The organism is Bradyrhizobium hereditatis (genome assembly GCF_020329435.1).
In the GTDB taxonomy this organism is placed as follows: domain Bacteria; phylum Pseudomonadota; class Alphaproteobacteria; order Rhizobiales; family Xanthobacteraceae; genus Bradyrhizobium; species Bradyrhizobium hereditatis.
In genome coordinates, this window is record NZ_JAGKJK010000008.1 from 139,450 (window position 1) to 164,499 (window position 25,050).

Here is a 25,050-nt window from a genome sequence, read left to right on the forward strand (position 1 = left end):
CGGAACTGCAATAAACGTGGCGTGAGCAGCCGCAGTTTACCAACGCGACGTGGCTCCGCCGCAACACTATGTTCCGCCGCCACGATGACCGCGGCCGGGAGCTGTTTAGCGTGGCTGGTCTACCGCTATATCGGTCTCTTATAGCCGGGAGGCATCGACGGCTTCCGCCTGTGGTGTGGCGTTTCCGGACGCGACCTTCGAATCTTTCGAAACAACCTATGAGTTAACTCACAGTCGCCGAACGTAAGATGCGCTAGGCTGTCAACAGACGACCAGCAAGTCTGGGGAGACCGAGGCCATAAGGTACCGTCGCCGGGTCAGCGGCTCAATCTGGCAGTTCTGACCGAACTGCAAATCCGATAGCGACACGCCGAAGGTCCCTGACGTGAATGGCTACTAGTTCAGGCCAGGTCGCAGCAATCCAAAAACGAGCAACGCGTGCCTGACTCCGGTCCGGGACATTCTCGCAATTGAGCAATTGGCTGATGTGCCGACGGGATGCTGGCCGATGGTTTGAGAAACGGGAGGACCAAATGCTGTCGAGGTCGAGCTTATTGCTGGCGCTTGTGGCTTGCTTCGCATTTACCACAATGGCCGACGCCGGGCGGATCGAACAGAAATCGTTCATGAAGAAATCCTACTCGGGGTCGCGGGATCGCCAATATCAAGTCTTCGTCCCTTCGGGCTATACAGGGCAAAGCCCTGTGCCAATGGTGATGGTCCTGCACGGCTGCAATCAGACCGAAACCAACATGATCAACGAGACGCGATTCAAGGACCTTGCGGAGCGCGACAACTTCATCGTCGTCTACCCCTTCATTACAAGTTTTGACCCTATGCCACAGCGCGCACCGAACTGTTGGGGGTTCTTTATCGACGAGCATATCCATGAAGGCGCGGGGGAGGTCGAGGACTTGTACCAGATCGCGCTTGAGGCGGAAGCTGCGTTTAAGATCGATCCTAACCGGCGCTACGTCACTGGCTTGTCTTCAGGCGCCGGAATGGCGGTGGACTTGGCGGTCGCACGCAACGAATATTTCGCGGCCGCGGGATCCGTTGAAGGTCTGCCCTATTCGGAGACTTCGTCCTCGGTCGTATTCTTCGGCTGTAATCTGCAGGGACGTTTCAAGCCGGTCTCCGCAGTCGTCGCCGCCATGCGGGCGGAACAGAGCAGGCCGAACGAGCAGCGACCAATCCCGATCATGGCGATCCATGCCCGCAATGACTGCAAAGTCAATGCAACAGGTTCGGAGAATATTCGGGATTCGTGGCTCGCCCGTTTTGGAATCAACCAAGCGGCTGTCGCGACCACGGACTGTACGGCAGAACGCGTGGCCTGCACGCACACGAAGTACGGGCTACCTCGGCGCTCTGTCGTCGAGACAGTCTTTTACGAAGGCGATCGCGGGTTTAACAGCGCGCATTACTGGGTTGGAGACAACAGCGGACAGTTCGCCAATCCGAACGGACCAAGCGCCAGCGAATTGCTGTGGACCTTTTTCAAAGGCCACCCTTTCGCTGACAATCCACCTCCATCTGTTTCCCTAACGTCCGCCTCGGCCACCGGGACTTCCATAACCGTAACCGGATCGGCCGCTGCTTCGGGCGCGCCGCTCGCGGAGGTTAGCGTGCGATTGGATGGTCAATTCCCACAACCGCAAAAAATCGCCTCGGGAACGACTACCTGGACGGTTGCTTTCGATAATCTGCGCAACAATGCGAATTACCTGCCAGTGGCCACCGTGAAAGACAATGACGGCCTGACGGCGAGCGTGACGGGCCAACCTGTCGCCGTCGGATTGCCACCGACCAACGCCCCGCCTGTGGTCGCTATCGACAACTTATCGACCAGCGGCGATTGCATCACACTGATCGGAAGCGCCTCAGACCCTGACGACCGAGTTGCCAAGGTGGAGGTCCAGCTCGCGACGCGCGGCTTCAAGCCTGCGGATTTGAGTCAGGCGAGTTATCAATATCAAGAGTGCGGATTGCCTGCCGGCACCTATTCGACGCAGGCTCAAGCAACCGACGTTCTGGGCGCAAAAAGCGCCATTGTTTCGGGCCCAAGTGCGAATGTGAGCGATCTGGAGGTCGTTACCGCCAACTGGCAAGTGCATATGAGCGCCGGCAGGCTCCGGGTTTATGGCGCGCGCTGTCCGAGCATGGGTTTCGGCGCTTGCGATGTTGGCTTCTCAAATCTTCTTGGCGCACCAATTCAATCCATTTCCGCTGCTGCGGAAGGCTGCCTCACCGGATTGGTATGTCCATCGGGAGAATATCCCATGAGGGCTTACGGGGCAGGGAGGGGCAGATACGTTCGTGTCTGCGGGATCGCAGTCTTACGGCTTCATCCCGATCTTCTGCCTGATTGCGCCGAGTTCCGCCTCGTCCCAGATGCCGATTAGCACGCCGTTCTTCACCTGCAATTGCTGGGCGGCATAGGCGGCAATCTTCGCATTCGGTGTCGTGACGTGCATCTTCGGATGCAGCGCCCAGTCGAACAGCTCCGACTGCAGCCGCGCCACGATATCGGCGCAGGCAGGATCGGCGCCGCGGTCGACAAATTCCTGCGGGTCGGTTTCGAGATCATAGAGCATCGGCCGGAAGCCGGAGGCGTGGATGAATTTCCAGCGGCCGTCGAACACCATGAACAGGCGGCAGCGTTCGATCGGCTGGTTCAGCATCACGCGAACATCCTGCATGGCGTAGTCGTATTCGGAGAACACCACCTTGCGCCAGTCGGCCGGCTTGTTGCCATGGACCAGCGGCAGCAGCGAGCGGCCCTCCAGGATGTGATCGGGCGGGGTGGCGCCGAAATAATCGATGAAGGTTGGCGCCAGGTCGATCGCCTCGACCAGCGCGTCGCTGACGGTGCCGCGCGTTGAGTTTGCGGCAGGCGAGGGATCGATCACGATTAGCGGGATCTTTGCCGATTGCTCGTGGAACAGATCCTTCTCGCCCATCCAGTGATCGCCAAGATAGTCGCCATGATCGGAGGTGAACATGATCATGGTGGTGTCGAGCAGTCCGCGCGTCTCGAGGAAGCGCATCAACACGCCCATCTGATCATCGATCTGCTTGATCAGGCCCATGTAGGTCGGGATGACCTTCTCTCGCGCCTCGTTGCGCGACATGTTGCGGGAATAGCGCATGTCCATATAGGCGGCGAACACCGGATGGGCGTTGGCGCGTTCCTCTTGCGAGCGGATCACCGGCTGCACGTCGTCAGGCCCGTACATACTGGCGTAGGGCTCCGGCGCAATATAGGGCCAGTGCGGTTTGATGTACGACAGATGCAGGCACCAGGGCCGGCCGTCGTCTTCCGCCTCCGCGATGAACTCCATCGCGCGGCGCGTCATGTAGGGCGTCTCGGAATGCTCATCCGGCACGCGCGCTGCCTTGTCGGCGTGCACCAATAGCCAGCCGTTCTGCAGCGTGCCGTCAGGCGCTTCGCCGGAATTGGCCCAGTGCTCCCACGGATTGGGTGCATCATAGCCATGCTGGCGCAGATAATTGTCATAGGCCGGGCGCGGCCGTCCCGTCGGATGCAGGCCGTCGTCCCGCTCATAGGGCTCGAAGCCGCATTCCGACACATGAACGCCGATGATGGAGTCGGCGGGGATACCGAGATTCTTCAGCCCTTCTACGTCCGGCGCCATATGCGTCTTGCCGACCAGCACGTTGCGCACGCCGATCTTCTTCAGGTGATCGCCGAGCGTGGGCTCGCCGACGCGCAGCGGCCAGCCGTTCCAGTGCGAGCCGTGTGAGCGCATGTAGCGCCCAGTATAGAACGACATCCGCGACGGGCCGCAGATCGGCGACTGGACGTAGGCGTTCGAGAACAACACGCCGCGCCTCGCCATCGCGTCGATGTTCGGCGTCTTGAGCACGGGGTGGCCGGTACAGCCGAGATAGTCGTAGCGAAGCTGGTCGCACATGATCCAAAGGATGTTCTTCGCAGGCTTTTGGGGCGTCATCTCAGGCATTTCGGCTGGCGTTGGGAGGGGGCGGGATGGTGCGATATCGCACGCCATAAGACAATCGAGCGGCGGGACCGTCTAGATGTGTTAACGATTGGATAGCGCGCTTTCTCGCAATTGAGCGGCGATCCAGCCTTACGCGTTAGCCTTACCGGCAGTTTGGCCGGATGCCTTAACCCTTGAATTGCCCTGCTGGATTAAATTGGGACGAGGAAAAACCGGGTCCCAAGCGATGCGTATTGGCGTCACGCTAGCATTTTTTATCGCGACGACGTCGTCCGCCCAGGCTGGCGGCGGCTTCGAGATCGTGATTCCGGGCCGTCCCGGGGTCCCCGTCATCATCAACGGCATCGACGCGTCCTATGCGGTCGTCGAGGGCGACTGGGGTCTCGGCAAAGGCACCCAAGTCGAGCCAACTATTTACGGCGGCCGCTACATCGATCCGGTTCCGCGCGTCGGTCACTACTATCCGAGCGCCGGCCGCATGCCCGGTTACGGGCGACTGGAGATCGAGCCGCCGGCGAACCGAAGGTTGCCGCCGCCGGCCGAGAGCTATCACCAATCCTGGTCGGCGCAGTCGGCGCCGCTGCCTGCGCAATCCAGCGTGCCTGCCGATCCGCCCGAGATCATCTACGCGCCGCGGGATTGGCGGGGGCCGCCGCACCGTCCGCACTGAAAAATACGACAACGAAAAACTTCGACAGGAGAGAGTAATGCGTCAGATACTTAAGGGATTGGTCGCGGCAGTTGCCGTGATGGCTGCAGCGCCCGCGATGGCCTGCGGTTACGCGCCCTGTGCCGCACCGGTCTATGCCGCGCCGGTCGTGGCCTATGGCTATGCGGGCTGGGGCTGCAATCCCTGCGGCTGGGTACGCGAACGTCTGCCCGATCCGGAGCAGCAGTATTATTGGGTCAACCAGGGCCCGACCTATACCGGTCCGGGCAATTTCGCGCCGTATCCGGTCTATCGCGAAGGCACGATCTCCGGCTACGGCTATGGCTACAACCGGCCGTACTATGGCTATCGCGCGCACTACCAGCGCAATGGTTACCGTTACACAGGGCGTTATTACAACGGCCGGCCGGTACTGCGCCGCCACTACTGATCCAGCACAATCCTGAAGCTTCGGCGCCCGTTCGCATTGAGTTGCGAGCGGGCGCTCACCTATTTCATCAAGCCCAATCGACTCGCGCCGATATAGAGCGCCAGCACCGCGGCGTTGGAGACATTCAGGCTCTTGATCTCGCCGGGCATGTCGAGCCGCGCCACTACGCGGCAGGTCTCGCGTGTCAGTTGCCGCAGGCCCTTGCCCTCGGCGCCCAGCACCAGCGCGAGCGGCTGCTGCAATGTCACGGCGCCGAGATCTTCGCAGCCCTGACTATCGAGGCCGACCGTCATGAAGCCGCGGTCGTTCAGCTCGGTCAGCGCGCGGGCGAGATTTTGCACCGTGACCAGCGGCACTAGTTCCAACGCGCCGGAGGCGGATTTGGCCAGCACACCGGTCGCCTCAGGGCTGTGGCGGGCGGTGGTAACGATCGCCTTGACCGCAAACGCCGCCGCCGAGCGCATGATGGCGCCGACATTGTGCGGATCGGTGATCTGGTCGAGCACCAGCACGATACCTTCCTGCGGCAGCGTACCGATATCGGGCGAGGGCAGGGGATCGGTCTCCGCCAACATCCCCTGATGCACCGCGTCGGGGCCGAGCCGCTGGTCGATCGTGGTCGGGCGGACGATTTCGGGCGTAACGCGGGTATCGATATTTTCGTCCGCCAGCCGCCGGGCGGCATTTTCGGTCAAAAACAGCTTTCGGATCCGCCGATCGGGGTTGGCCAGCGCCGCCGAAACCGTGTGCCAGCCGTAGAGAATCACCGGTCCGTCGAGACCGCTGCCGCGCTCGCGCCTATCAGCGGAACGCACGAATTTTCGACCCTTTTCGAAGGGTTTGCCGCCGCCCCGGCGGAACGGCGCTTTTCGGTCGCGATCGCTCATGGGGAGCTTGTGTCACGAGGACCCGAATATGGCAATTTGGCCCTCACGGGCGCATTTTTGCTGGTCCGCCTTGGTTGACTTTGCTACCTCCATTCGCACATAAACGCGCCGGTCGCAGCCGGTTCGATCCGCGCTTTCGGCCTCAGCGCCATATCCATGGTCCGGTCCTCCGCCGCTCGGGCGGCCGGTTCCTGACGCTGACAGACGGGGAAGTGTCCCGAGTGGCAAAGGGAGCTGACTGTAAATCAGCCGCCGTATGGCTTCGAAGGTTCGAGTCCTTCCTTCCCCACCATCCTGTATTTGCAGGCGAATTCTGTCCGGACTGTGCAGGTCTGTAAGCAATCCGTAAGCAACTCTGTAAGCAACCACGATGTCACGATTTGTTCTTGCCGGCGGGCGGCCGGGCGCGATCTGATATTGATATGCCCGCGCTAACCCGCCGCCGCGATCGCTACCGCACCGACTGCTGGCGCATCTCTTTCGAAGATGGCCACGTCGGCGATATCGGACCTCGCGCTGGTGCTCCCGCAGCTCTCGCTCGCGTATCCAACCAGCCCATAGAACGTCCGTAGGACTGTCCCAATTATGGTCCAAATGCGCCGCCCACCGAGCAGACAATAAATATTTATTCACCAAATTGAACATTATCAGGCCGCGCGAATTAAATGGTGCGATCTTTACAAGGATAACCCATCGGAGCCAGCTCATGCATGACCGCCAGCAACAAGAGACCGAAGACCGCCGGAAGTTTCTGATTTCAGCCGGCAGGTTTGCAGCCGTAACGCCTCCAGCCATTACGCTGCTGCTGTCCACTTCCTTGACATCGGACGCAATCGCGCATTCGGGCGCGGGTGGCCATCATGGCAATAACGGTTACGGCAACGGTGGCGGCGACGGGAGTCCCAATGGAAAGAACGATAGATACCGCTAAACGAAGTGCGGCCGTCAAATCGGCCGCTGGTTGAGTGGTTTTCCGGTGACCAAGACCCAAGGCCCGACCCGGAAGAAGGCGGCCCCAGCTTCTTTCCACAGCAGCTGGGGCCGTTTTAAATGCGGGCTATGAACGGTCTACGCTGGCACCTTTTTTTAAAAGGCTGACGGTCGCGAGTGGCCCGCATTGGCTTTGAACGATCTTGCCAGCTGGGTTGAACCTTACGATCGCCTGCACGATTCCATCGGGCACGGCGTATAATTCCACGATCGTATCGCCGTTGACCTGCAGATCTTCAAGATCGCCCGCTGGTTTTTCGATAAACCGTTGCCGCCAATACTCGGTTATTGCGTTATGGCCGATCAAAGTTTTTTGCCCCATGCAGCCACACTCCAGAGTAGCATCAGGCGCATAGAGAACGAGTCTAATGAACCCATCTGAACGAGACGGCAAATAGTTGAATGAGTTCCCGAACCTGACCGCCCCCATCTGAGCAGCAAAAAGCCCTCGCCGTCTCTGAGGCGAGGGCTTTCGTCCAAGCCCTAATAAGTTTTAAGAGATCACGTCAGCGGCAAGGGAATCCGCACTCAACGGTAGCCCTTGCACTTCGTTTCTTCCTTATACTCGCCGTTGCGCTCCCACTTACGCTCGATCTTGCACGGCCCCCGGTAGAATTCCTGCTTGTAGTCGCGATCATAGCCGCGCTCGTAGCCATAGGCCCGGTAGCCGCGCTCGTGTTTCCACCGCCCGTGCCCACTCTCATCTTTCCAGGGATCTGCGGATGCCGGCGTGCCCAGGAGGAGAAGCGCAGAAATCCCGGCAAGAAATAGTTTCATCGATGTCACTCCTGTTAGCGGATGTCCCGAATAATACGAACACTTGCCACTTGTTCCCGCGTCAATCGGGAACTCGCAGTCATTCTCGCCGTTGTGTGCGCGAGAACGTAGGTATATGGCCATGAAGTGGATGCTGGTAGTCCTGGTAGGCGGCGTCATGCCGGTCAATACTGACCTCGTGTTCGACAAGTTCGCCGATTGCCTCAGTGCCGAAGAACAGATGCGCCAACACTACGCTGACGCATTCGACGCTTGGGACCGAGGGGCCGCGACTAAATTTGATCGGCGGCGAGACTACGCCAGAGCTCGCGAATTGCAGGCCAAACGATTATTGAGCAATATTGGTACCTGTGTGCCGCACGGTGGCGCTGATCAGCAGCTTGCCACACCGCAGCAACCTACAAGAACACCTCAGCAGCCCGCCACGTCACAAGCTTCACCCGCACAGCCCTAGCCCCCTCCATGTTGAAGCGCTCGCCATCCAGAAATGGGGGTTGTTCGTCTGGATGTAGACCCCATTTTCGGGAAAAATTGGCAATCTAAGAGCCATGAAGCTATCATGTTGGTCGTGGTTGCCGGGGTAGCCGCGTGCCTTGAGTTCGGCGATCAGCATCTGGTCGGTGGCGCCCGGAAACTGGCTCTTCTCGCGATCGAGTGATGCTCCGAGTTCGCTCATCGCGCCACCCCCAAGCTGATGCGGCGGACGGAATAGGCAAGCCTCCTTCGCCTTTACAATCGCCGTACCACCTCAACCCTGCTTACTGTCCTGCGCCATTTCCGGCAACGCCTCACCCGGCAGGTAAAGTCTGATCGGCCGAATCTCATACACCGCTGACGGATTGACACGGCGCAGATCGCGAGCAATGGCGATGGCGGCATCCTCGTCCGCGCAATTCACCACGTAGAGGCCGAGCAACTGCTCCTTGGTCTCGGCAAACGGCCCATCGATCACCATACCGTCGCCGGGTCCCCGCAAGGTGCGGGCCTCCGCGGTGCCGCCGAGCCGCGCCGCCGGCCCGAGCAGCTTGTTCGCGTTGAGCCGATCATGGACTGCGAGCAGGCCGGTCATCACGGCCGCATCCTCTTCCGCTGTCCAGGACATCACTTCGGCTTCGACGTGATAGGCGAGAATGGCATAAAGCATCATGTGCTCCTTGATCGGCCTTGCCGGACTGTCGACCCTTTAAAGGACGATTCGGCCCTGCTTATTCCGACATAGGGCTCGCGACGAAACATTCCGGAAACACGATATATCGGATTGCCCTTGAACGCGGCACGGCGGGTTCCCGACTGATGAGCAGAACGCGATATAGCGCGCACCTTTCAAGGAGACGGTCATGCGACGCCAACCAGCCACGATCATCTGCGATGCCGCCAGATTGCGCGCACCGTCAGCGTCGTCGCTATCAGGCGATTGGCACGACGTCACCGGCCACCATCGCTATTACGGCAGTTCGGCCACGAATGGCGGCGAGCGCATCGTCGAGAACCGCCGCGGCCGCAGTCCTCGCTTGGTCGATCTCTGCGGCTTTTGATCCAAGACAGGTGCAAGCAAAAGGCGCGGCGGGATGGCTCCCGCCGCGCCCCAACTGTTGAACTCGCTGGTCCAGGGCTGAGAGCGCCCCGTTGCCAGGCCAGAACAAAGCCTAGCGGGCGATCCCAGCGAGGTGACAGCGCTTGGTATAAGACACTGGATCACCTCCTTTCGTTGTTAACGGAAACATCAATATAGGCGGCGAATCAGCCGCTGTTAAGGGTCCGACCGATGGCAGGAGGCTTGGATAGGGCTCCGAGGGCGGTTGAGGCCGCCAGCTTGGCGTGTTAGGTCAACGCCCAAGCGCGGGTGTAGCTCAATGGTAGAGCAGCAGCCTTCCAAGCTGAATACGAGGGTTCGATTCCCTTCACCCGCTCCAGCCTTCGCTCGCGAAGCGGGAGAAGGCTGTCGCGCCGTAGCCCAACGGGCGAAGGCGGGCCTGTGGCCGCGAGCTACGGCCCGGCAAGCCATGGCGCTCGCCGGGAATGAATTTGTTTGAAGAGACGGACAGGCGGCAGGTCTGATGCGCATCATCTACTTCAGCCTCGGTTGGGTGATGGTTGCGCTCGGCGTGATTGGCCTTGTGATGCCGCTGATGCCGGGGGTGGTTTTCCTGATCGTTGCAGCGTGGTGCTTTGCGCGCTCGTCGCCTCGGTTCGAGGCGTGGCTGCTGGATCATCCGACGCTTGGCAGACCGCTACGGGATTGGCGCGCCGCCGGAGCCATCCCGCGGTCGGCGAAGGTCATGGCTTGCATCGGAATGACGATCGGCTTTGTCGTGTTCTGGTACAGCGTCGATCCGTCATTGCCGCTTGCCGCAGGCGTGGCGGCCATGTTCCTTGCCTGCGCCGCCTACGTCGTGTCGCGGCCGGCGATGGCAGATGAAAACGGCATCTAGCCGCGGTATCAGGTCCGGCTTGGTGCGATGAGCCTGCTACAGGTGTCACTCATTCAGAGGAGGTTCATCAGTGGTCTCCTTTCGACGGCCTGAGCGTTGCGCTCGGACGCGTCGCGGTTTGCGACCGATATAAGGGCGTGACGAGCGCAAGTCTCGGCGTATGTTCCTTGGGTAGTGGCGAGCACCGAAGCGGCGCTCGCCTTCCTTTAAGCCGAGGCAATGGCGCCGGAGGTCCGCGGCAGATCAAGGCGCCCATAGTTGGACAGCGTTCCGCCGAGGCGAGTGCGCAGTGCGCCCCTGATTTTTTGCAGTGCGCGAACCTCAATCTGCCGGACCCGTTCGCGGGACACGCCGAAGGTGGCACCCAGGTCCTCGAGGGTTGTCGGCTGTTCAGCCAGGAAACGCGCTCTGACGATGTGGCGCTCGCGAGGCGTCAGACTAGTCAGGGCCTCCTTCAGTGCGGTCCTTACCTGGTTGCGATCTTGCGCCTCCGACAGCAAGGTTTCGGGATCTGGCGCCGGATCGAGCAGCCAATTCTGCATTTCCTCGGAACCGTCTTCCCGCGTCGTGGGCAGGTTGAGTGAAATGTCACCTCGCATCCTCCCGTTCATCTCGACCACCTCGCGGGAATCGACGTTCAGCTCGGCGGCAATATATTTTGCCTGTTCGGGTGACAGGTCGCTGTCCTCGCCTGCGGAAATCCGGCTTTTCAGCTTTCGCAGGTTGAAGAACAGCTTCTTTTGGGCAGCCGTCGTGCCGATTTTCACCAGCGACCAGGACCTCAGAATGTACTCATGGATGGTCGCCTTGATCCACCACATCGCATAGGTGGAGAGCCGAACACCTTTTTCAGGGTTGAACCGCTTTACCGCATGCATCAGGCCCAGATTCGCCTCCGAGATCAGATCGGCGATGGGAAGGCCGTAGCCGCGATACCGCAGGGCCAGCTTCGCAGCCAGCCGGAGATGGCTTGTCACCAGGCGATAGGCCGCTTCGCGATCGCCGTGCTCGTGCCAGCGGCGCGCGTACATGGCTTCGTCGTCCGCACTCAGCAGCGGAAACTCGCGAACGACCGTAAGATAGCGGGAGAGCCCGCCTTCCGAATGAAGCGCAGGTAGATTTGACAGAACAGACAGGGTGCTCATATCCAATTCCTCCTGAGAGCAAAGTGGGTGCGAGCTGCCGAGCATTGCGCTTGGACCCGGAGAGGCGCCCAAGCGCGTCAAGCCGGCGGCGTCCACAAAATGTCGTAACTTCCGGATTGTTCCGTTGAGATTGGCTTGAAAGCCAAAGGCGATCGGCGGCGCACAGGTGGAGGCGGCAGCCGAGGCGTTGCAGCTCAGGCTGCGCGTTCTGAAGCCGGCGCCACGCGCTCGACCGGCGCGTTTGCGCGCTCGAGAGCCAGCAATGCAAGCTCGACCTCGTGAAGGCGCGACGGCCGGCCGTTCTCCGGCATGCCCTCGTTGGTCGCCTGGTCGATCAAATATTCGGTCCAGGCCCAGTCGATCAGGATCGAGCGTTTCGCATCGAGCGAAAGGCTGGCATCGCGCACCACCGCCATGGGTGAAGTCCAGCCTTCCTCGCCACGGCGATCGTGCCGGGCTTCCGCGCCGGCAACGGCTTTGTCGTAGCTTTCCTGAAGGGAACCAAGTCCCAGCCTTGCCAGGGTCGCATCGGAGAAGGCGCGTGTCATCTTATGCGGCATAGCCTGTAGCTCTTTCGCGTTCTGCTCCGGTCCGCCCTCAACGACGTACGGGATTTGCTGCCGCTCGGCATAGCGGATCGCTGCCTTGAGCGTCGGGAAGCTGAGTCCGACAGTCGCGAGCGGATCATCGTCGCCGGTCCATCCCATTAGGGGCTCAACATAGGGTGCGCTTCGACGCTCGAAGACAAGCCGCCAGCCCTTGCTGCGAGAATTTCCGGAGGTCATCGCCGATCGCTGCGGCCGGAAGATGCGGGCTACCGCGTCCCTTGGAAATAGGGACGGGGTCAAGCGCCCGTCGGGCATATGATCGTCATTGGCCGCAAAGGCCGCTTCTCGTCGTGTCTTCTTCAATCCGTTGATCGTGACTGTCTCCATTTTTCCCTCCCATTTCTGGCGAAGGAAAACCGCTTCCAGCCGCGCACGTGTCATTCGTCCGTACCGTTGCGGGCAGACCGGCCAGCCGGTCAGGAGGAGCACCCCTTGCAGATATCCGGAACGATATCCTCGGCCCGAAACGTCGGGCTTGCGCTGATCGCACGGTTGGGCCTCGTACTCCGACTGGACACCGGCTGCTGCGGCCCGTCCGTATGAACGACTGCGCTCGAATTGGTATGCTGCTGAGGCTTCTTCCGCTGCGCACCCGCCGCTTCGCTTGCGACGAACAGCATGGCGAACGCGACGAAAGTTGCGAGTAGACCGCGCATCACTCTTCCTCCCGCATTACTTGTTGCGACGAGCGAGCCTGATGCGCCAATTCCTGACTGTCGCGGCTGTCTGACTGGCCAGTCGCTCCAGCAGACGGACGATTGTCCTGCTCAAACGGAGCGTAGACTGAACGTGAGATGTCATCTTCATAACCACATCCTCCCGAAAGCAACGTGGACTCCTTGGCGCCGTCTCCCTGGGGACCGGGCGCGCCAATCCCGCAAAGGCTTTGGCGGCGGTCGATCTAGGTAAGTTCCGCGCGGGGTCAAGAGGTGCGACGCTCGGACGCGAGGGTGGCGAGAAAATGTGACGCACTCGCAGGTTGTGGCCTTGAAACCGAGCTAAATCCTTCTAGTTCTTTCGGTGTCACAGGCGTGACGCCGGATGCTGTCAGGGTCCGGCCGAGGCGCCGCCGGGGATGTCCCGGCGTTGCTCCTATCCATGTTGCTCACAAGGAGGATGTGGCTATGGGAACCTACGATCTGTCCCCGCTCTGGCGTTCGAGCGTCGGCTTCGATCGCCTGTTCGACCTCGTCAACGACACGATGAACGACAGCGAAAATTATCCGCTGTACAACATCGAGCGTACCGGCGAGGACCAGTACCAGATCTCACTGGCGCTGGCGGGCTTCAGCCCGGAGGAGATCACCATCACCGCGGAGCAATCGAAGCTCACGGTCGAAGGCCGCAAGGCCGACAAGGGTGATCCCGACTACCTGTACCAGGGAATCTCAATGCGGCCGTTCCGCCGCCTCTTCAACCTGGCGGACTATGTCCAGGTGAAGGACGCCGCCTTCGAGAACGGCATGCTGAAGATTGCATTGGTTCGGGAACTGCCGGAGGCGATGAAGCCGCGTCGTATCGCGATCGAGGTCATCGCCAACGACAACCAGCAAATCGAGCAGAAGCAGGCGGCCTGACGGACTTCGCGTTCGAGGCTGCCGAACCGCCCGTGCGCGGCGTGGCCGCGCGCGTGAGCTCTGTCCAGTGAACCTAAAGAACAAAGGAGGACAATTATGGCACTACGCGACCTTATCCCGTGGAACAACGGCTCTCGTGATTTGAGCCTGCACCGCAACGAGCCCAATCCGTTCCTCGCGCTTCATCGTGAGATGAATCGGCTGTTCGACGATGCGTTCCGCTCCTTCGATGTCGCTCCGTTCAGCTCGCAAGCGATGAGCTGGCCGAGCGTCGAGGTCGACGAGACCGAGAAGGAGGTCAAGGTCATCGCTGAACTTCCCGGTCTCCAGGAGAAGGACATCAACATCGAACTGAGGGATGGGCTGTTGACGATCAGCGGCGAGAAGAAGAGCGAGACCGAAGACAAGGAGCGTCGCTTCAGCGAGCGCTACTACGGGCGCTTCGAGCGTTCGATCCCGATCGATGATGTCGATCAGGACAAGGTTGGAGCGTCGTTCAAGGATGGCGTTCTCACCGTGACGCTGCCAAAGCTACCTGCCGCGCAGCAGAAGGTGAAACGGATCGCCATTAACGGCAAATAACCGCGGGCGGGCGGGAGTTTGGTGCTCCCGCCCGTACCGGTGGTTTGTCCCACCAAGGTCAGCCGCCGCTCTGGTCAGAAGCTCGACTGATCTTAGGAAGAGAGTGAATTGAAAGGAGCCAATCAAAGCAGCCAATGTAAGGAGCAGCACAATGAACACTGCCTGGAAAAAAGACATGATCGCCGATGCGGTAAATCTTGTACTCGGCCTGGCCCTGTTCTTGTCACCATGGGCCCTTGGGTTCTCCGCTGAAAGTCCCACTAACTGGAATGCCTGGTTAAGCGGCCTCTTGGTCGCCGCGCTTGCAGTAGCAGCGCTGGCGGTGTTTGCCGAATGGCCGGAGTGGATGTCCCTCGCCGCCGGTGTGTGGGTCGCGCTATCGCCGTGGGTGCTGCAGTTCTCGTCTAATGCAACTGTCACACCACTCCATGTCGTAGCCGGACTCCTGGTGGCGGCCGCTGCTGCTCTGCGGATCTGGTTTGTGCACCAGAGCCATCCGCACGTGACAGCCTAATACCCTGATACTTGGCGAAGGGAGGGGGCTTCTGCCGCCTCCCTTCGTCTTGTAGCTGCGGTGCATCAGGAGATGCCGCCGGCCGTCGTCAATCGTTGATCATGACGGCCGGCCGTCTCGGTAAGCGGTTCAATTGTCCTTGCGCGCGGCCGCCGGGGAAGCCTCGATGCCGTTGGCCGCGGCCGAAAGCGCCGCCATTGCTGATATCTGAAGTTGCGGGGCGGGCTGCTTGCGCAGCATTTTCTGGTAGATCTTGACGTAGTCCGCCGCCATCCGCGCAGCGGAGAAGCGCTCCTCAAAGCGGGCGCGGATCGCGCGGCGGTCCAGCGCCAGCAACTCCGGAACAGCGCGCACCGCCTCGTCGACGCTCGAGACGATCCGGCCGGTCAGCCCGTCCTCGACGATTTCCGGCACCGATCCACACCGGAATGCCAGAACCGGCGTGCCGCAAGCCATGGCTTCGATCATCACCAGGCCGAACGGCTCGGGCCAGTCAATCGGGAACAGGAGGCCGGCCGCCTGGCCCAGGAATTCACCTTTGGCATTGTCGTTAATCTCACCGATGAACTCGACGCCGCCTCCACCGAGCATCGGGGCGATGACGTTTTGGAAATACGCTTCGTCCACCTTGTCGACCTTGGCTGCGATCTTCAGCGGAAGACCCGCCGCGCGAGCAATCGCGATGGCGCGGTCAGGGCGTTTCTCAGGCGAGATGCGGCCGAGAAAGGCGAGATAGCCGCCGTGCGGGTCGAAGCTAGGCGCATGCAGGCCGCGCGGAAGCCCATGATAGACGGTGCCGACGAAATTCACGCCGGTAAGCGGCGCGCGTTGCGCGTTTGATATGGAGACCAGCGGCATGTCGGAAAATCGCCGGTAGAACGGCATGTGATCGGCGAGGTCCTGCCTGCCGTGAAGCGTCGTCAGCGTTCGGCCGCGCTCGGACCGGAACAGCGGGAAGTGCAGATAATCAACGTGGAAATGCAGAATGTCGAAGTCGTCGGCGCGTTCGCGCACCTTGTCCAGCATGATCATGTGGTGGGGAAGATGATCGCGGACGTCAGGATCAAGGCGCAGGGCGCGGGGCGCGCAGGGAACGAGTTCGGCGGAAGTGATGGAATCCTCGCTCGCAAACAGCGTCACCTGATGCCCCTGCCGCACCAGCTCCTCGGTCAGGTAGGCAACGACCCGCTCGGTTCCGCCATAGAGCCGCGGCGGCACGCTCTCGAAAAGCGGAGCAATTTGCGCAATCCTCATCTTGTCTCTCCGTTCGTGCAGTCCAGGCCGGCCTTGCCACCGGGTGGGGCGCCCGGCGTTTGACCGCCTTATTTTCTTGATCACTGTGTGCGCGCTGCCGCACATGGCCGGCAGCGCGAGCCTATGAACTTGGAAGGGCCGGACTGGTTCCAGCAGGTTGTCGGGGAAAAATTCGGCTGATCGCCGCAGAGCCCGGCAACAAGAGACAGTAGCGATCAGCCCAGCCGGCGCATGCGATTTGGCGCAGCCAGGCGCGGTTGGATTCCCTTCGCCAGCCGCAAGGTCGTGCGCCGTGGACATCGGCGCTCGCACGTCGGCACCACGATGGTGTAGCGAGTTAGCGCCGATGCCGTGCATTTCTCGGTCGAAGGGCGTCCGTAGTAACCATGTCACACGGAGCGCCTAGACTCGCCATAAAATCAGTCCGATTGGGACACAATGTCGGCGAGTAGCGTTGAAAACCTACTCGTCTGCGCAACGCGCAATTCAGCAAATAACAAAAATAAAAATGGGGAACACAAAGGGGGGACCGCAATGCGGGCTAATACCGATTCACGTCCACAAACAGGGCAGATCTCCCGGTCTCGGACCGGAGAGGCCGTGCGCCGGCTTCTCGCCGCGCCTCGGCGTAAGGCGGCAGCGGCGCTGATGCTGGCCGCGCTTGCCGCGCCGACGCTCGCGGATAGGGCGTTGTCGGCGCCGGGCGACAACGAGATCCGGATCGGCAACACCATGCCCTATACCGGCCCGGCCTCCGCCTATGGCGTGATCGGCAAGGTGCTCGCGGCGTATTTCGACAAGGTCAATGCCGAGGGTGGCATCAGGGGCCGCAAGATCAATTTCATTTCCTATGACGACGCCTACAATCCGACCAAGACGATGGAGGCAACCCGCAAGCTCGTCGAGGAAGACAACGTCCTCTTTATTTTTGCGAGCCTCGGCACCAACACCAGCCAGGCCGTCCACCCCTATCTGAACTCGAAGAAGATCCCGCAGCTCTTCGTCGCCTCTGGTGCCTCGATGTGGGACCAGCCGCGCGATTTTCCCTGGACCATGGGCTTTCTGCCCAGCTACCAGACCGAAGCCCACATCTATTCCCATTACATCCTGGAGAACCATCCGCGCGGCAAGATCGCGGTGCTCTATCAGGATGACGGTTTCGGCAAGGATTACCTCAAGGGTCTGAGGGACGGCCTCGGCGGGAAGGTTCCGATCGTGGCGGAAGCGCCCTACAAGGTGACGGACACCAACATCGATGCCCAGATCGCTAAGCTGAAGGCCTCGGGCGCCGACATTTTCATGCAGTTCACGACGCCGAAATTCGCCACCATGGCGATCCGCCGGCTGGCCGACCTCAACTGGAAGCCGGTGCATTTCCTCGCCTCGGTGTCTGAATCGGTTTCGGCCGTGATGGCGCCGGCAGGCCTGGAAAACGGCGAAGGCATCATGTCGGCCATGTACCGCCTGGAGGGCGAGGATGCGCAAGCCGCGGGACCTGCGGCGTTCCGCGACTGGAGCGCCTTCATGGAGCGCTATGTCCCGAGCATCAGCAAATCGAACGGCCAGGCAGTCTACGCCTATCTGAACGCCAAGCTCGTCGTCGAAGTCCTGAAGAACTGCGGCGACGACCTGTCGCGTGAAAACATCATGAAGCAGGCCCGCTCGATCAAGGGTCTGCAGATTCCGATGATGGTGCCGGGCATCCTGATCAACACCAGCCCGTCCGATCATGCGACGATCGAGCAGATGCGGATGATGCGCTTCACCAATGGCCACTGGCAGTTCTTCGGCCCGGTGCGCAGCGGCATCGATCCGGGCACCGTCAGCGACTCCTTCAAGACGCTGTTCAAATACGGCACCGCGACCAAGCGTGAACTGGCCAACCAGCTCAACGCCAACACGGTGAGCTTGATGACCGGTTCATTCGGTTCGACCTATGCCCAAGTGGGCGCCGATCTCGCCTCCGTGCTCGACAACGGCACGGCGCTGCGGATTCTTCCCGTGATGGGCCGCGGCTCGGTGCAGGCGGTGGCGGACATTCTGCTGCTGCGCGGCGTCGATGCCGGCATCGTGCGCAAGGACACGCTCTCCTATCTCGACCGCAAGGACTTTGCCAAGGACATCCGCAACCAGTTCGTCTATGTCGCGAAGATGTTCAATGAGGAAATGCACGTCCTCGCGCCCAAGACCATAACCAACGTGCGGGATCTCGACGGCAAGACGGTGGTCGTCGACTTGCCCGACAGCTCGACCTTCGTGACCGCGATCAACGTGTTCGAGCGTCTCGGCATCAGGCCGCACTTGGTCTATCAGGAGCCGCGCCTTGCGGTGGACATGCTGCGCAAGGGTGAAGTCGATGCGATCGTGGCGATCGAGGGCAAGCCAGTGCAGTGGCTGAACCAGATCACCGACCGCAACCTGCATCTGGTTCCGGTCGACTATGCCAAGACGCTGCAGGAGGAATATCTGCCGTCCAAGCTTTCGTCGCAGGACTATCCGAACCTGCTGGCGGATGGCGGGTCGGTCGAGACGATCGCGGCCGAAGCGGTGCTGGCGTCGTATAACTGGGCGCCGAACAGCGACCGCTATCGCCGTCTGGCGCTCCTCGTCGACACCATGTTCGACAAGGTTGCGCAGTTGCAGCGGCCGCCATTCCATCCGAAGTGGAAGGAAATGGCGCCGCGGGCGACGGTGTCGGGCTGGACCCGCTTCAAGGCGGCGCAGGAATGGCTCGACCGCAATATGCCTGCAAGCGCGGCCGTATCGTCGGCATCAGGCGCTGTGCCGGTGCCGCCGGCAGCTGCCGCGCTCTCTCCGCAGGAACGCGATCCCCTCTATCGCGAGTTCCTGGAGTGGCGCGCCAACCGCGCCAAAGCGGCCGGCAACCGGTAGTCACGGCAACTGTTCGAGATTGGAACGGCCTGCCATGTGGCGGGCCGCCTTATTTTGGCCCACGCTTCCTGTTTTGTGCCGCGCGATCGCACCGGCCGACGCCAATTTTCGCGAATCCAAATATGGACGACAGCTGCGCAACTGTCACGCGCATGGACAAGCACGGGTACTGCGCGCAGTTTTGGTAACTCTAATGTCCTAAAATTGTCGTAGCCGAACACACGATCGACTAACTGCGCCAAACGTCTGGCCTTGACACAAAATCAATCCAATTGAGACACAATGTCTCCGAGTGGGCCTGAAACGGTACATCTTTCGCAGCTCGAAAAATCACACAATAGTATTGCTCAAAGGGGGCAGAATGCGGGTTTTGATCAACACTCGTGGGGCAGCGCAATGGTCCGGGTCCGTGGCCCGTGAAGCCCTGCGTCGGCTTTTCACCGCGCCTCGGCGCAGCGCGGCAATGGCACTGGCGCTTGCCGCAATGGCCGGCTCGGCGATGAGCGAACAGGCGTATGCGGCGCCGCCGACCAGCAACGAAATCCGCATCGGCATCACGGCTCCCTATACCGGTCCGGCTTCGGCGTACGGCGTCATCGCCAAGGTCATCGTGGCCTATATGGACAAGGTCAATGCCGAAGGTGGCATCAACGGCCGCAAGGTCAACATGATCACCTATGACGACGCCTACGAACCCACAAAGACGATGGAGATGACCCGCAAGCTTGTCGAAGAGGACCAGGTTCTCTTCACCATGGCGGCCATCGGTACCAACACGAACGCGGCAATCCAGCCTTATCTGAATTCAAAGAAGGTCCCGCAGCTTTTTGCGTTGTCAGGTGCGGCAGCCTGGGACCAGCCGCAGGAGTTTCCCTGGACCATGGGCTTCCTGCCGACCTACATTGCCGAAGCCCAGATTTATGCGCAGTATATTCTCGAGAACCATCCGCGCAGCCGGATCGCCGTCCTCTATCAGGAGGACGGAATGGGCAAGGAATATCTCAAGGGCCTGAAGGACGGTCTGGGCGGCAAGGTGCCGATCGTGGCCGAGGCGCCGTACAAGGTCACCGACACCAATATCGATGCGCAGATGGCCAGGCTGAAGGCCTCCAACGCTGACGTCTTCATTGAGTTCACTACGCCGAAGTTCGCCATCATGGCGATCCGGCGAGCCGCCGAACTCGGCTGGAGGCCGAATCATTTCGTCGCCTCGATCGCCAACTCCTATTCGGCCGTGATTCAGCCGGCGGGCCCGCAAAATGCGGAAGGCGTGTTGTCGGCGGCATACCGGCTGGAGGGCGAGGACTCGGCGGCGGCTGGTGACGCGGCGTTCCGCGAATGGACCGCCTTCATGCAGCGCTATGTGCCGAGCGTCAGCAGGACCAACGGCCAGGCCGTTCTCGGTTATCTGGTCAGCCGATCGCTGGTCGAGGTGCTGAAGAATTGCGGCGACGATCTCTCGCGTGAGAATATCATGAAGCAGGCGCGCTCGCTCAAGGGCATCCAGCTTCCGATGATGGTGCAGGGCATCCTGATCAACACTAGCCCGTCCGACCATGCGCCGATCGAGCAGATGCGCATGATGCGTTTCACCAACGGCCAGTGGCAGCACTTCGGCCCGGTGCGCAGCGGCATCGATCCGGGCGCGGTCAGCGATTCCTTCAAGACGATCTTCAAGTACGGCACCGCCACCAAGCGCGATCTGGCCAACCAGCTCAACGCCAACACGGTGAGCTTGATGACCGGTTCGTTCGGCTCGACCTACGCCCAGGTGGGGGCCGATCTCGCCTCCGTGCTCGACAACGGCACGGCGTTGCGGATTCTCCCGGTCATGGGCCGTGGCTCGGTGCAGGCGGTGGCCGACATCCTGCTGCTGCGCGGCGTCGACGCCGGCATCGTCCGCAAGGACACGCTCGCCTATCTCGACCGTAAGGACTTTGCCAAGGATATCCGCAACCAGTTCGTCTATGTCGCGAAGATGTTCAACGAGGAAATGCACGTCCTCGCGCCGAAGACGATCACCAGCATGCGCGAACTCGACGGCAAGACCGTGGTGGTCGATTTGCCCGACAGCTCGACCTTCGTGACGGCGATCAACGTGTTCGAGCGTCTCGGCATCAGGCCGCACCTGATCTACCAGGAGCCGCGCCTTGCGGTGGACATGCTGCGCAAGGGCGAGGTCGACGCCATCGTGGCGATCGAAGGCAAACCGTTGCAGTGGCTGAACCAGGTCAATGATCGCAACCTGCATCTGGTGCCGGTCGACTACGCCAAGACGCTGCAGGAGGAATATCTGCCGTCCAAGCTTTCGTCGCAGGACTATCCCGGCCTCGTAGCGGAGGGCGGCTATGTCGAGACGATCGCGGCCGAAGCGGTGCTGGCGTCGTATAACTGGGCGCCGAACAGCGACCGCTATCGCCGTCTGGCGCTCCTCGTCGACACCATGTTCGACAAGGTTGCGCAGTTGCAGCGGCCGCCATTCCATCCGAAGTGGAAGGAAATGGCGCTGCGCGCGACGGTGTCGGGCTGGACCCGCTTCAAGGCGGCGCAGGAATGGCTCGACCGCAACATGCCGCTGGCTTCAGGCTCTGCCGTATCGTCGGCATCGGCCGCCGTGCCCGCGCCGCCGCCGGTGGCCGCGCCAGCCGCCACCGCGTTCTCTCCGCAGGACCGCGATCCTCTCTATCGCGAATTCCTGGAGTGGCGCGCCAACCGCGCCAAGGCCGGCCCGGCCAGGTAATCAAGCAACGACGTTCGAGAATTGCAGCGGGCGGCTCCTTTAAAGGGCCGCCCGTTTTGCTGTCAGCAATGAGATGTGTAGGCCGGCATCGTTACCGGCTCACAGAACACCCTTGATGTCCGTCTTCGCGAAGTCGCTGCCGATGTAGAGCAGGGGGCAGCGATGCTGTTTCGCCACCTCATAGGCGAAGCAGTCGCCGAGATTGAGGCCGGCGGCGTGAACGCCTTTTCCCCACCGTGCATAGGCGCGCGCGGCCCTTCGTGCCGAGGCCAGTGAAACGGCGATGATGTTGAGGCCGAGCCCGTCGATCAGACCTTCCATCTCGTCGCCGACGTTGCGGCGGTCCGCGACGATCAATGCCTCGGCGATCGTGACTGCCGAGATCAATATCTCGTCTTCTGTTTCCAGCGCGGCAATGCAGGCGTCGGCTTCGGCTTCACCGAGCACGACGGCCATGAGAGCGGACGTATCGACTGCGATCATCCAGGCAGGCCGTCATCGCCGTACAGAAAATCCTGGCTCCTTGCGGCGGTGGGGCCGGTCGCCGCCTTTGTCGCACCGCTGGCGCGTGCGGCCTCGAGCAAGGCGCGACGTGTCTTCCGGTCTGGCATCGCCGCGACCGGAACCAGACGCACGGCCGGCAGGCCATGACGGGTCAGTATGACTTCATCGCCGGCCTCGGCGCGTCGCACCAGCTCGGTCAACTGTCCCTTGGCTTCGGAGACGGGGATGCGCATAACGTGTCTTGATCCGATCATCTACGGATGAGGAACAATAGACCAATTGGTGGTCCAATTCAATTGCCGCGTGCGGAAATCGAGCGCAAGCGATTGGCGCGGTCGCCAGCGCTTCCGCCCCGTTATGGATACCTACATGCCGACAACGCAGGGCTCAGCCGCATAAAATGGTGTATCGGCAAGCAGCAAAGCGCCGGAGTCATTCCCGCGCCATACGCCAAAATCTTTCGGAGGAAGTTCATGTCGGCTCTGCCACTTTCGGGCATCAAAATTCTCGACCTGACGCGGGTGCTTGCGGGCCCGCTGTCGGCGCAGATGCTCGCCGATCTCGGCGCCGAGGTGATCAAGATCGAGCGTCCGGGCGGCGGCGACGACGCCCGCGCCTTCGGCCCGCCTTATCTGAAGGATCCCGAAGGCAAGAACAATAACAACAACTCGTTCTACCTCTGCGCCAACCGCAACAAGAAGTCCGTCACCGTCAACATCGCGACGCCGGAAGGGCAGGACATCGTCCGCGAGCTCGCCAAGAGCTGCGATGTGATGATGGAGAATTACAAGGTCGGCGACCTCAAGCGATATCGGCTCGATTACGAATCGATCAAGGCGATCAACCCCGGCATCATCTATTGCTCCGTAACCGGCTTCGGCCAGACCGGCCCTTATGCGCCGCGCGCCGGTTACGACGCGATCCTGCAGGCGATGGGCGGATTGATGAGCGTTACCGGGCACATCGATGGTGAACCCGGCGCCGGTCCGATGAAGGTCGGCCCCTCGATCGTCGACTACATGACCGGCATGAATTCCTCGATCGGCATTCTGGCCGCGCTCTATCACCGCAAGGCCAATGGCGGGGAGGGGCAGCATGTCGACGTCTGCCTGTTCGACACCGTGATCGCCGCGCTGTCGCATTACGCGCAGATCTTCCTCGTCAACGGCCAGACCCCGCCGCGGCGCGGCACCTGGGGTAATGGCGGCATGCCGGCCGGCGTATTCCGCTGCACCGACGGCGAACTGATGCTGGTGGTCGGCAATGACGGCCAATTCCAGCGCACCTGCGCCGTGCTCGGCGCGCCCGAGCTCGCGACCGATCCGCGCTTCATCAAGAACAACGACCGCGTCGCCCACGGCAAGGAGATCATGGCGATCTTCGCCGGGCTGTTCCTGAAGAAGCCGGTCGCCTATTGGCTGGAAGAGCTGGAGAAGGCCGGCGTGCCCTCAGGGCCCATCAACGATTTCGCGCAGGTGTTCAACGATCCCCACGTGCAATCGCGCGGCATGAAGGTCAAGGTCAATCACCCCCTCGAGCCTGACCTGTCGCTGATCCGCAATGCCATCACCTTCTCCGGCACGCCGGTGAAGGAATATCGCGCTCCGCCGCTGCTCGGCGCCGATACCAATGACGTGCTGGCGACGATTGGGTACGATGAGGCGAAGGTGGAAGCCTTGAGGGCGCAGAAGATCGTCTAGATCTACCTCAACCGCGTCCTTGGCTCACTCAGCCAGTTCGCGCATGACCTTGATCAGGTCGGATTTTCCCTCGAAGCCGATGCCCGGCAGATCCGGCATGATGATGTGACCGTCTTGGACGCGAACGGAGTCGGGGAAGCCGCCGTAGGGCTGAAAGAGGTCCGGGTAGCTCTCATTGCCGCCCAGGCCCAGGCCTGCAGCAATGTTCAGCGACATCTGGTGCCCGCCATGGGGGATGCAGCGCGACGGCGACCAGCCATGCTGGGCCAGAACGTCGAGCGTGCGGAGATATTCGACAAGCCCGTACGATAAGGCGCAGTCGAATTGCAGCCAGTCCCGATCGGGCCGCATGCCGCCATAGCGGAGCAGGTTTCGCGCATCCTGATGTGAGAAGAGATTCTCGCCCGTCGCCATCGGGCCGGGATAGAATTCCGAGAGAGCGGCGTGAAGCGCGTAGTCCAGGGGATCGCCGGCCTCCTCGTACCAGAACAGCGGGTAGTCGCGCAGCATCTTCGCGTAGGCGATCGCAGTCTCAAGATCGAAACGCCCGTTGGCATCGACGGCGAGCCGCGCTTTCGGACCGATTTCCTCCAACACGGCCTCGATCCGTCCACGATCTTCGTCGATCGACGCTCCACCGATTTTCATCTTCACGACATTGTAGCCGCGGTTGAGATAGCCGCGCATCTCCGCCCGTAGCGCCGAGTTGTCCTTGCCGGGGTAATAATAGCCACCGGCCGCATACACGAAGACGCGGGGATTGGCTTCCCGGCCCTTCTTTTCGGCGAGAAGGCGGAACAGCGGCTTGCCGGCGATCTTCGCGACCGCGTCCCAGATCGCCATGTCGAGCGTGCCGACGGCAACTGAACGCTCGCCGTGGCCGCCAGGTTTTTCATTGGACATCATCGCCGCCCAGATCCGATGCGGATCGAGATTGGAGCCGTCGTCATTGAGAAGGCTCGTGGGCTCGGCCTCGATAATACGATTGCGGAAGCGTTCCCGGATCAGGCCGCCCTGACCATAGCGGCCGTTGGAATTGAAGCCATATCCGACCACGCGGCGGCCGTCGCGCATGACATCCGTCACGACGGCGACGAGGCTAGCCGTCATCTTCGAAAAGTCGATGTAGGCATTCCGGATCGGGGAGGCGATCGGCTTGGTGATCTCGACGACATCGACAATACGCATGGCATTCCTTCCGTGTGGGCTCTCAGATCGCTCGATCCGCCCCCGCTGATTCTGCTATGCCGGAAACGACTATACCGAACCGACTCGCGTCAGCGCCGCCTCTACAATGGGCGTCGGCTACTGCCTTGGTTCATACATCGTTAGGGCTGGATTTCGCGCCGGGCCAATGCTATT

Annotated in this window: 25 protein-coding genes and 2 tRNA genes; 15 read left to right on the top strand and 12 right to left on the bottom strand. The window is 61.2% G+C overall.

The features are described from left to right. Positions 1–533: 533 nt before the first annotated feature. Entirely contained in the window at positions 534–2,405 is a 1,872-nt protein-coding gene (locus tag J6524_RS19870; RefSeq protein WP_225673538.1) for an extracellular catalytic domain type 1 short-chain-length polyhydroxyalkanoate depolymerase, read from the top strand. Here the strand turns inward: J6524_RS19870 and J6524_RS19875 are convergent. After that, a complete protein-coding gene (locus J6524_RS19875) occupies positions 2,340–3,977 on the bottom strand; it encodes an alkaline phosphatase family protein (protein WP_225673540.1) in 1,638 nt (545 codons plus the stop codon). The two genes, J6524_RS19870 and J6524_RS19875, sit on opposite strands and share 66 nt — an antisense overlap. 235 nt (positions 3,978–4,212) lie before the next feature. Here J6524_RS19875 and J6524_RS19880 point away from each other — a divergent pair, with 235 nt between their 5' ends. Together J6524_RS19880 and J6524_RS19885 are read left to right on the top strand one after the other, a co-directional pair. Next, positions 4,213–4,656: a hypothetical protein gene (locus tag J6524_RS19880; protein ID WP_225673542.1), complete on the top strand. Its 444-nt coding sequence runs from the start codon at positions 4,213–4,215 to the stop codon at positions 4,654–4,656. A gap of 37 nt (positions 4,657–4,693) precedes the next feature. Then, a complete protein-coding gene (locus tag J6524_RS19885) occupies positions 4,694–5,086 on the top strand; it encodes a hypothetical protein (RefSeq protein WP_225673543.1) in 393 nt (130 codons plus the stop codon). A gap of 59 nt (positions 5,087–5,145) precedes the next feature. Here J6524_RS19885 and rlmB read toward each other — a convergent pair whose 3' ends face one another. Next, a complete protein-coding gene (rlmB, locus tag J6524_RS19890) occupies positions 5,146–5,973 on the bottom strand; it encodes a 23S rRNA (guanosine(2251)-2'-O)-methyltransferase RlmB (RefSeq protein ID WP_225673546.1) in 828 nt (275 codons plus the stop codon). 206 nt (positions 5,974–6,179) lie between these two features. Here rlmB and J6524_RS19895 point away from each other — a divergent pair. Both J6524_RS19895 and J6524_RS19900 read left to right on the top strand, forming a co-directional pair. Further along, positions 6,180–6,265 (top strand) — tRNA-Tyr (locus J6524_RS19895). Between the two features lie 414 nt (positions 6,266–6,679). After that, on the top strand, positions 6,680–6,904 hold the full coding sequence (locus tag J6524_RS19900) for a hypothetical protein (protein WP_225673548.1): 225 nt from the start codon (positions 6,680–6,682) through the stop codon (positions 6,902–6,904). Positions 6,905–7,030: 126 nt separating this feature from the next. Here J6524_RS19900 and J6524_RS19905 read toward each other — a convergent pair whose 3' ends face one another. Both J6524_RS19905 and J6524_RS19910 read right to left on the bottom strand, forming a co-directional pair. Beyond that, positions 7,031–7,285 (bottom strand): hypothetical protein, encoded by a 255-nt coding sequence (locus J6524_RS19905; protein WP_225673550.1) that lies wholly within the window; start codon positions 7,283–7,285, stop codon positions 7,031–7,033. Between the two features lie 206 nt (positions 7,286–7,491). Beyond that, entirely contained in the window at positions 7,492–7,740 is a 249-nt protein-coding gene (locus tag J6524_RS19910) for a hypothetical protein (RefSeq protein WP_225673553.1), read from the bottom strand. A 121-nt stretch (positions 7,741–7,861) separates the two neighbouring features. Between J6524_RS19910 and J6524_RS19915 the strand changes: the two genes are divergently transcribed. Continuing rightward, positions 7,862–8,194 (top strand): hypothetical protein, encoded by a 333-nt coding sequence (locus tag J6524_RS19915; protein WP_225673555.1) that lies wholly within the window; start codon positions 7,862–7,864, stop codon positions 8,192–8,194. On the opposite strand, the gene J6524_RS19920 is transcribed toward J6524_RS19915, so the two are convergent. Together J6524_RS19920 and J6524_RS19925 are read right to left on the bottom strand one after the other, a co-directional pair. After that, the gene (locus J6524_RS19920; protein WP_225673556.1) at positions 8,177–8,416 is read right to left on the bottom strand and encodes a hypothetical protein; all 240 of its coding nucleotides are present in this window, start codon (positions 8,414–8,416) and stop codon (positions 8,177–8,179) included. The two genes, J6524_RS19915 and J6524_RS19920, sit on opposite strands and share 18 nt — an antisense overlap. 72 nt (positions 8,417–8,488) lie before the next feature. After that, positions 8,489–8,884 carry a YciI family protein gene (locus tag J6524_RS19925; protein WP_225673558.1) on the bottom strand — a complete coding sequence of 132 codons (396 nt, stop codon included), beginning with the start codon at positions 8,882–8,884 and terminating at the stop codon, positions 8,489–8,491. A gap of 193 nt (positions 8,885–9,077) precedes the next feature. Here J6524_RS19925 and J6524_RS19930 point away from each other — a divergent pair, with 193 nt between their 5' ends. From J6524_RS19930 to J6524_RS19940, 3 genes are all read left to right on the top strand, one after another. After that, complete coding sequence (locus tag J6524_RS19930; protein ID WP_225673560.1) at positions 9,078–9,275, top strand: hypothetical protein; 198 nt, start codon at positions 9,078–9,080, stop codon at positions 9,273–9,275. A 304-nt stretch (positions 9,276–9,579) separates the two neighbouring features. Beyond that, a tRNA-Gly gene (locus tag J6524_RS19935) sits at positions 9,580–9,653 on the top strand. 144 nt (positions 9,654–9,797) lie between these two features. After that, positions 9,798–10,172 (top strand): YbaN family protein, encoded by a 375-nt coding sequence (locus J6524_RS19940; protein WP_225673561.1) that lies wholly within the window; start codon positions 9,798–9,800, stop codon positions 10,170–10,172. Between the two features lie 206 nt (positions 10,173–10,378). Here J6524_RS19940 and rpoH read toward each other — a convergent pair whose 3' ends face one another. Both rpoH and J6524_RS19950 read right to left on the bottom strand, forming a co-directional pair. After that, complete coding sequence (gene rpoH / locus J6524_RS19945) at positions 10,379–11,317, bottom strand: RNA polymerase sigma factor RpoH (RefSeq protein ID WP_225674031.1); 939 nt, start codon at positions 11,315–11,317, stop codon at positions 10,379–10,381. Positions 11,318–11,511: 194 nt separating this feature from the next. Next, positions 11,512–12,252: an NADH dehydrogenase ubiquinone Fe-S protein 4 gene (locus J6524_RS19950; protein WP_225673563.1), complete on the bottom strand. Its 741-nt coding sequence runs from the start codon at positions 12,250–12,252 to the stop codon at positions 11,512–11,514. Between the two features lie 797 nt (positions 12,253–13,049). Between J6524_RS19950 and J6524_RS19955 the strand changes: the two genes are divergently transcribed. The 3 genes from J6524_RS19955 (at position 13,050) to J6524_RS19965 (ending at position 14,598) form a co-directional block, all read left to right on the top strand. Further along, on the top strand, positions 13,050–13,502 hold the full coding sequence (locus J6524_RS19955; RefSeq protein ID WP_225673565.1) for an Hsp20 family protein: 453 nt from the start codon (positions 13,050–13,052) through the stop codon (positions 13,500–13,502). A gap of 96 nt (positions 13,503–13,598) precedes the next feature. After that, on the top strand, positions 13,599–14,084 hold the full coding sequence (locus tag J6524_RS19960; protein WP_225673567.1) for an Hsp20/alpha crystallin family protein: 486 nt from the start codon (positions 13,599–13,601) through the stop codon (positions 14,082–14,084). 151 nt (positions 14,085–14,235) lie between these two features. Then, on the top strand, positions 14,236–14,598 hold the full coding sequence (locus J6524_RS19965) for an SPW repeat protein (protein ID WP_225673569.1): 363 nt from the start codon (positions 14,236–14,238) through the stop codon (positions 14,596–14,598). Positions 14,599–14,727: 129 nt separating this feature from the next. On the opposite strand, the gene J6524_RS19970 is transcribed toward J6524_RS19965, so the two are convergent. Next, positions 14,728–15,852 carry a glycosyltransferase family 4 protein gene (locus J6524_RS19970; protein ID WP_225673571.1) on the bottom strand — a complete coding sequence of 375 codons (1,125 nt, stop codon included), beginning with the start codon at positions 15,850–15,852 and terminating at the stop codon, positions 14,728–14,730. A 600-nt stretch (positions 15,853–16,452) separates the two neighbouring features. On the opposite strand from J6524_RS19970, the gene J6524_RS19975 reads away from it, so the two are divergent. Both J6524_RS19975 and J6524_RS19980 read left to right on the top strand, forming a co-directional pair. Continuing rightward, a complete protein-coding gene (locus J6524_RS19975) occupies positions 16,453–18,744 on the top strand; it encodes an ABC transporter substrate-binding protein (RefSeq protein WP_512699571.1) in 2,292 nt (763 codons plus the stop codon). Positions 18,745–19,207: 463 nt separating this feature from the next. Then, positions 19,208–21,484: an ABC transporter substrate-binding protein gene (locus J6524_RS19980; RefSeq protein WP_312002422.1), complete on the top strand. Its 2,277-nt coding sequence runs from the start codon at positions 19,208–19,210 to the stop codon at positions 21,482–21,484. A gap of 99 nt (positions 21,485–21,583) precedes the next feature. Here J6524_RS19980 and J6524_RS19985 read toward each other — a convergent pair whose 3' ends face one another. Beyond that, the gene (locus J6524_RS19985) at positions 21,584–21,967 is read right to left on the bottom strand and encodes a type II toxin-antitoxin system VapC family toxin (protein WP_225673573.1); all 384 of its coding nucleotides are present in this window, start codon (positions 21,965–21,967) and stop codon (positions 21,584–21,586) included. Next, positions 21,964–22,221, bottom strand: coding sequence for a type II toxin-antitoxin system Phd/YefM family antitoxin (locus tag J6524_RS19990; RefSeq protein WP_225673575.1), 258 nt, complete (start codon positions 22,219–22,221; stop codon positions 21,964–21,966). The genes J6524_RS19985 and J6524_RS19990 overlap by 4 nt, the downstream gene beginning before the upstream one ends. Before the next feature lie 240 nt (positions 22,222–22,461). Here J6524_RS19990 and J6524_RS19995 point away from each other — a divergent pair, with 240 nt between their 5' ends. Further along, positions 22,462–23,688: a CaiB/BaiF CoA transferase family protein gene (locus J6524_RS19995; protein WP_225673578.1), complete on the top strand. Its 1,227-nt coding sequence runs from the start codon at positions 22,462–22,464 to the stop codon at positions 23,686–23,688. A gap of 24 nt (positions 23,689–23,712) precedes the next feature. On the opposite strand, the gene J6524_RS20000 is transcribed toward J6524_RS19995, so the two are convergent. Further along, positions 23,713–24,876 carry a mandelate racemase/muconate lactonizing enzyme family protein gene (locus J6524_RS20000; protein ID WP_225673580.1) on the bottom strand — a complete coding sequence of 388 codons (1,164 nt, stop codon included), beginning with the start codon at positions 24,874–24,876 and terminating at the stop codon, positions 23,713–23,715. Between the last annotated feature and the right edge of the window lie 174 nt (positions 24,877–25,050).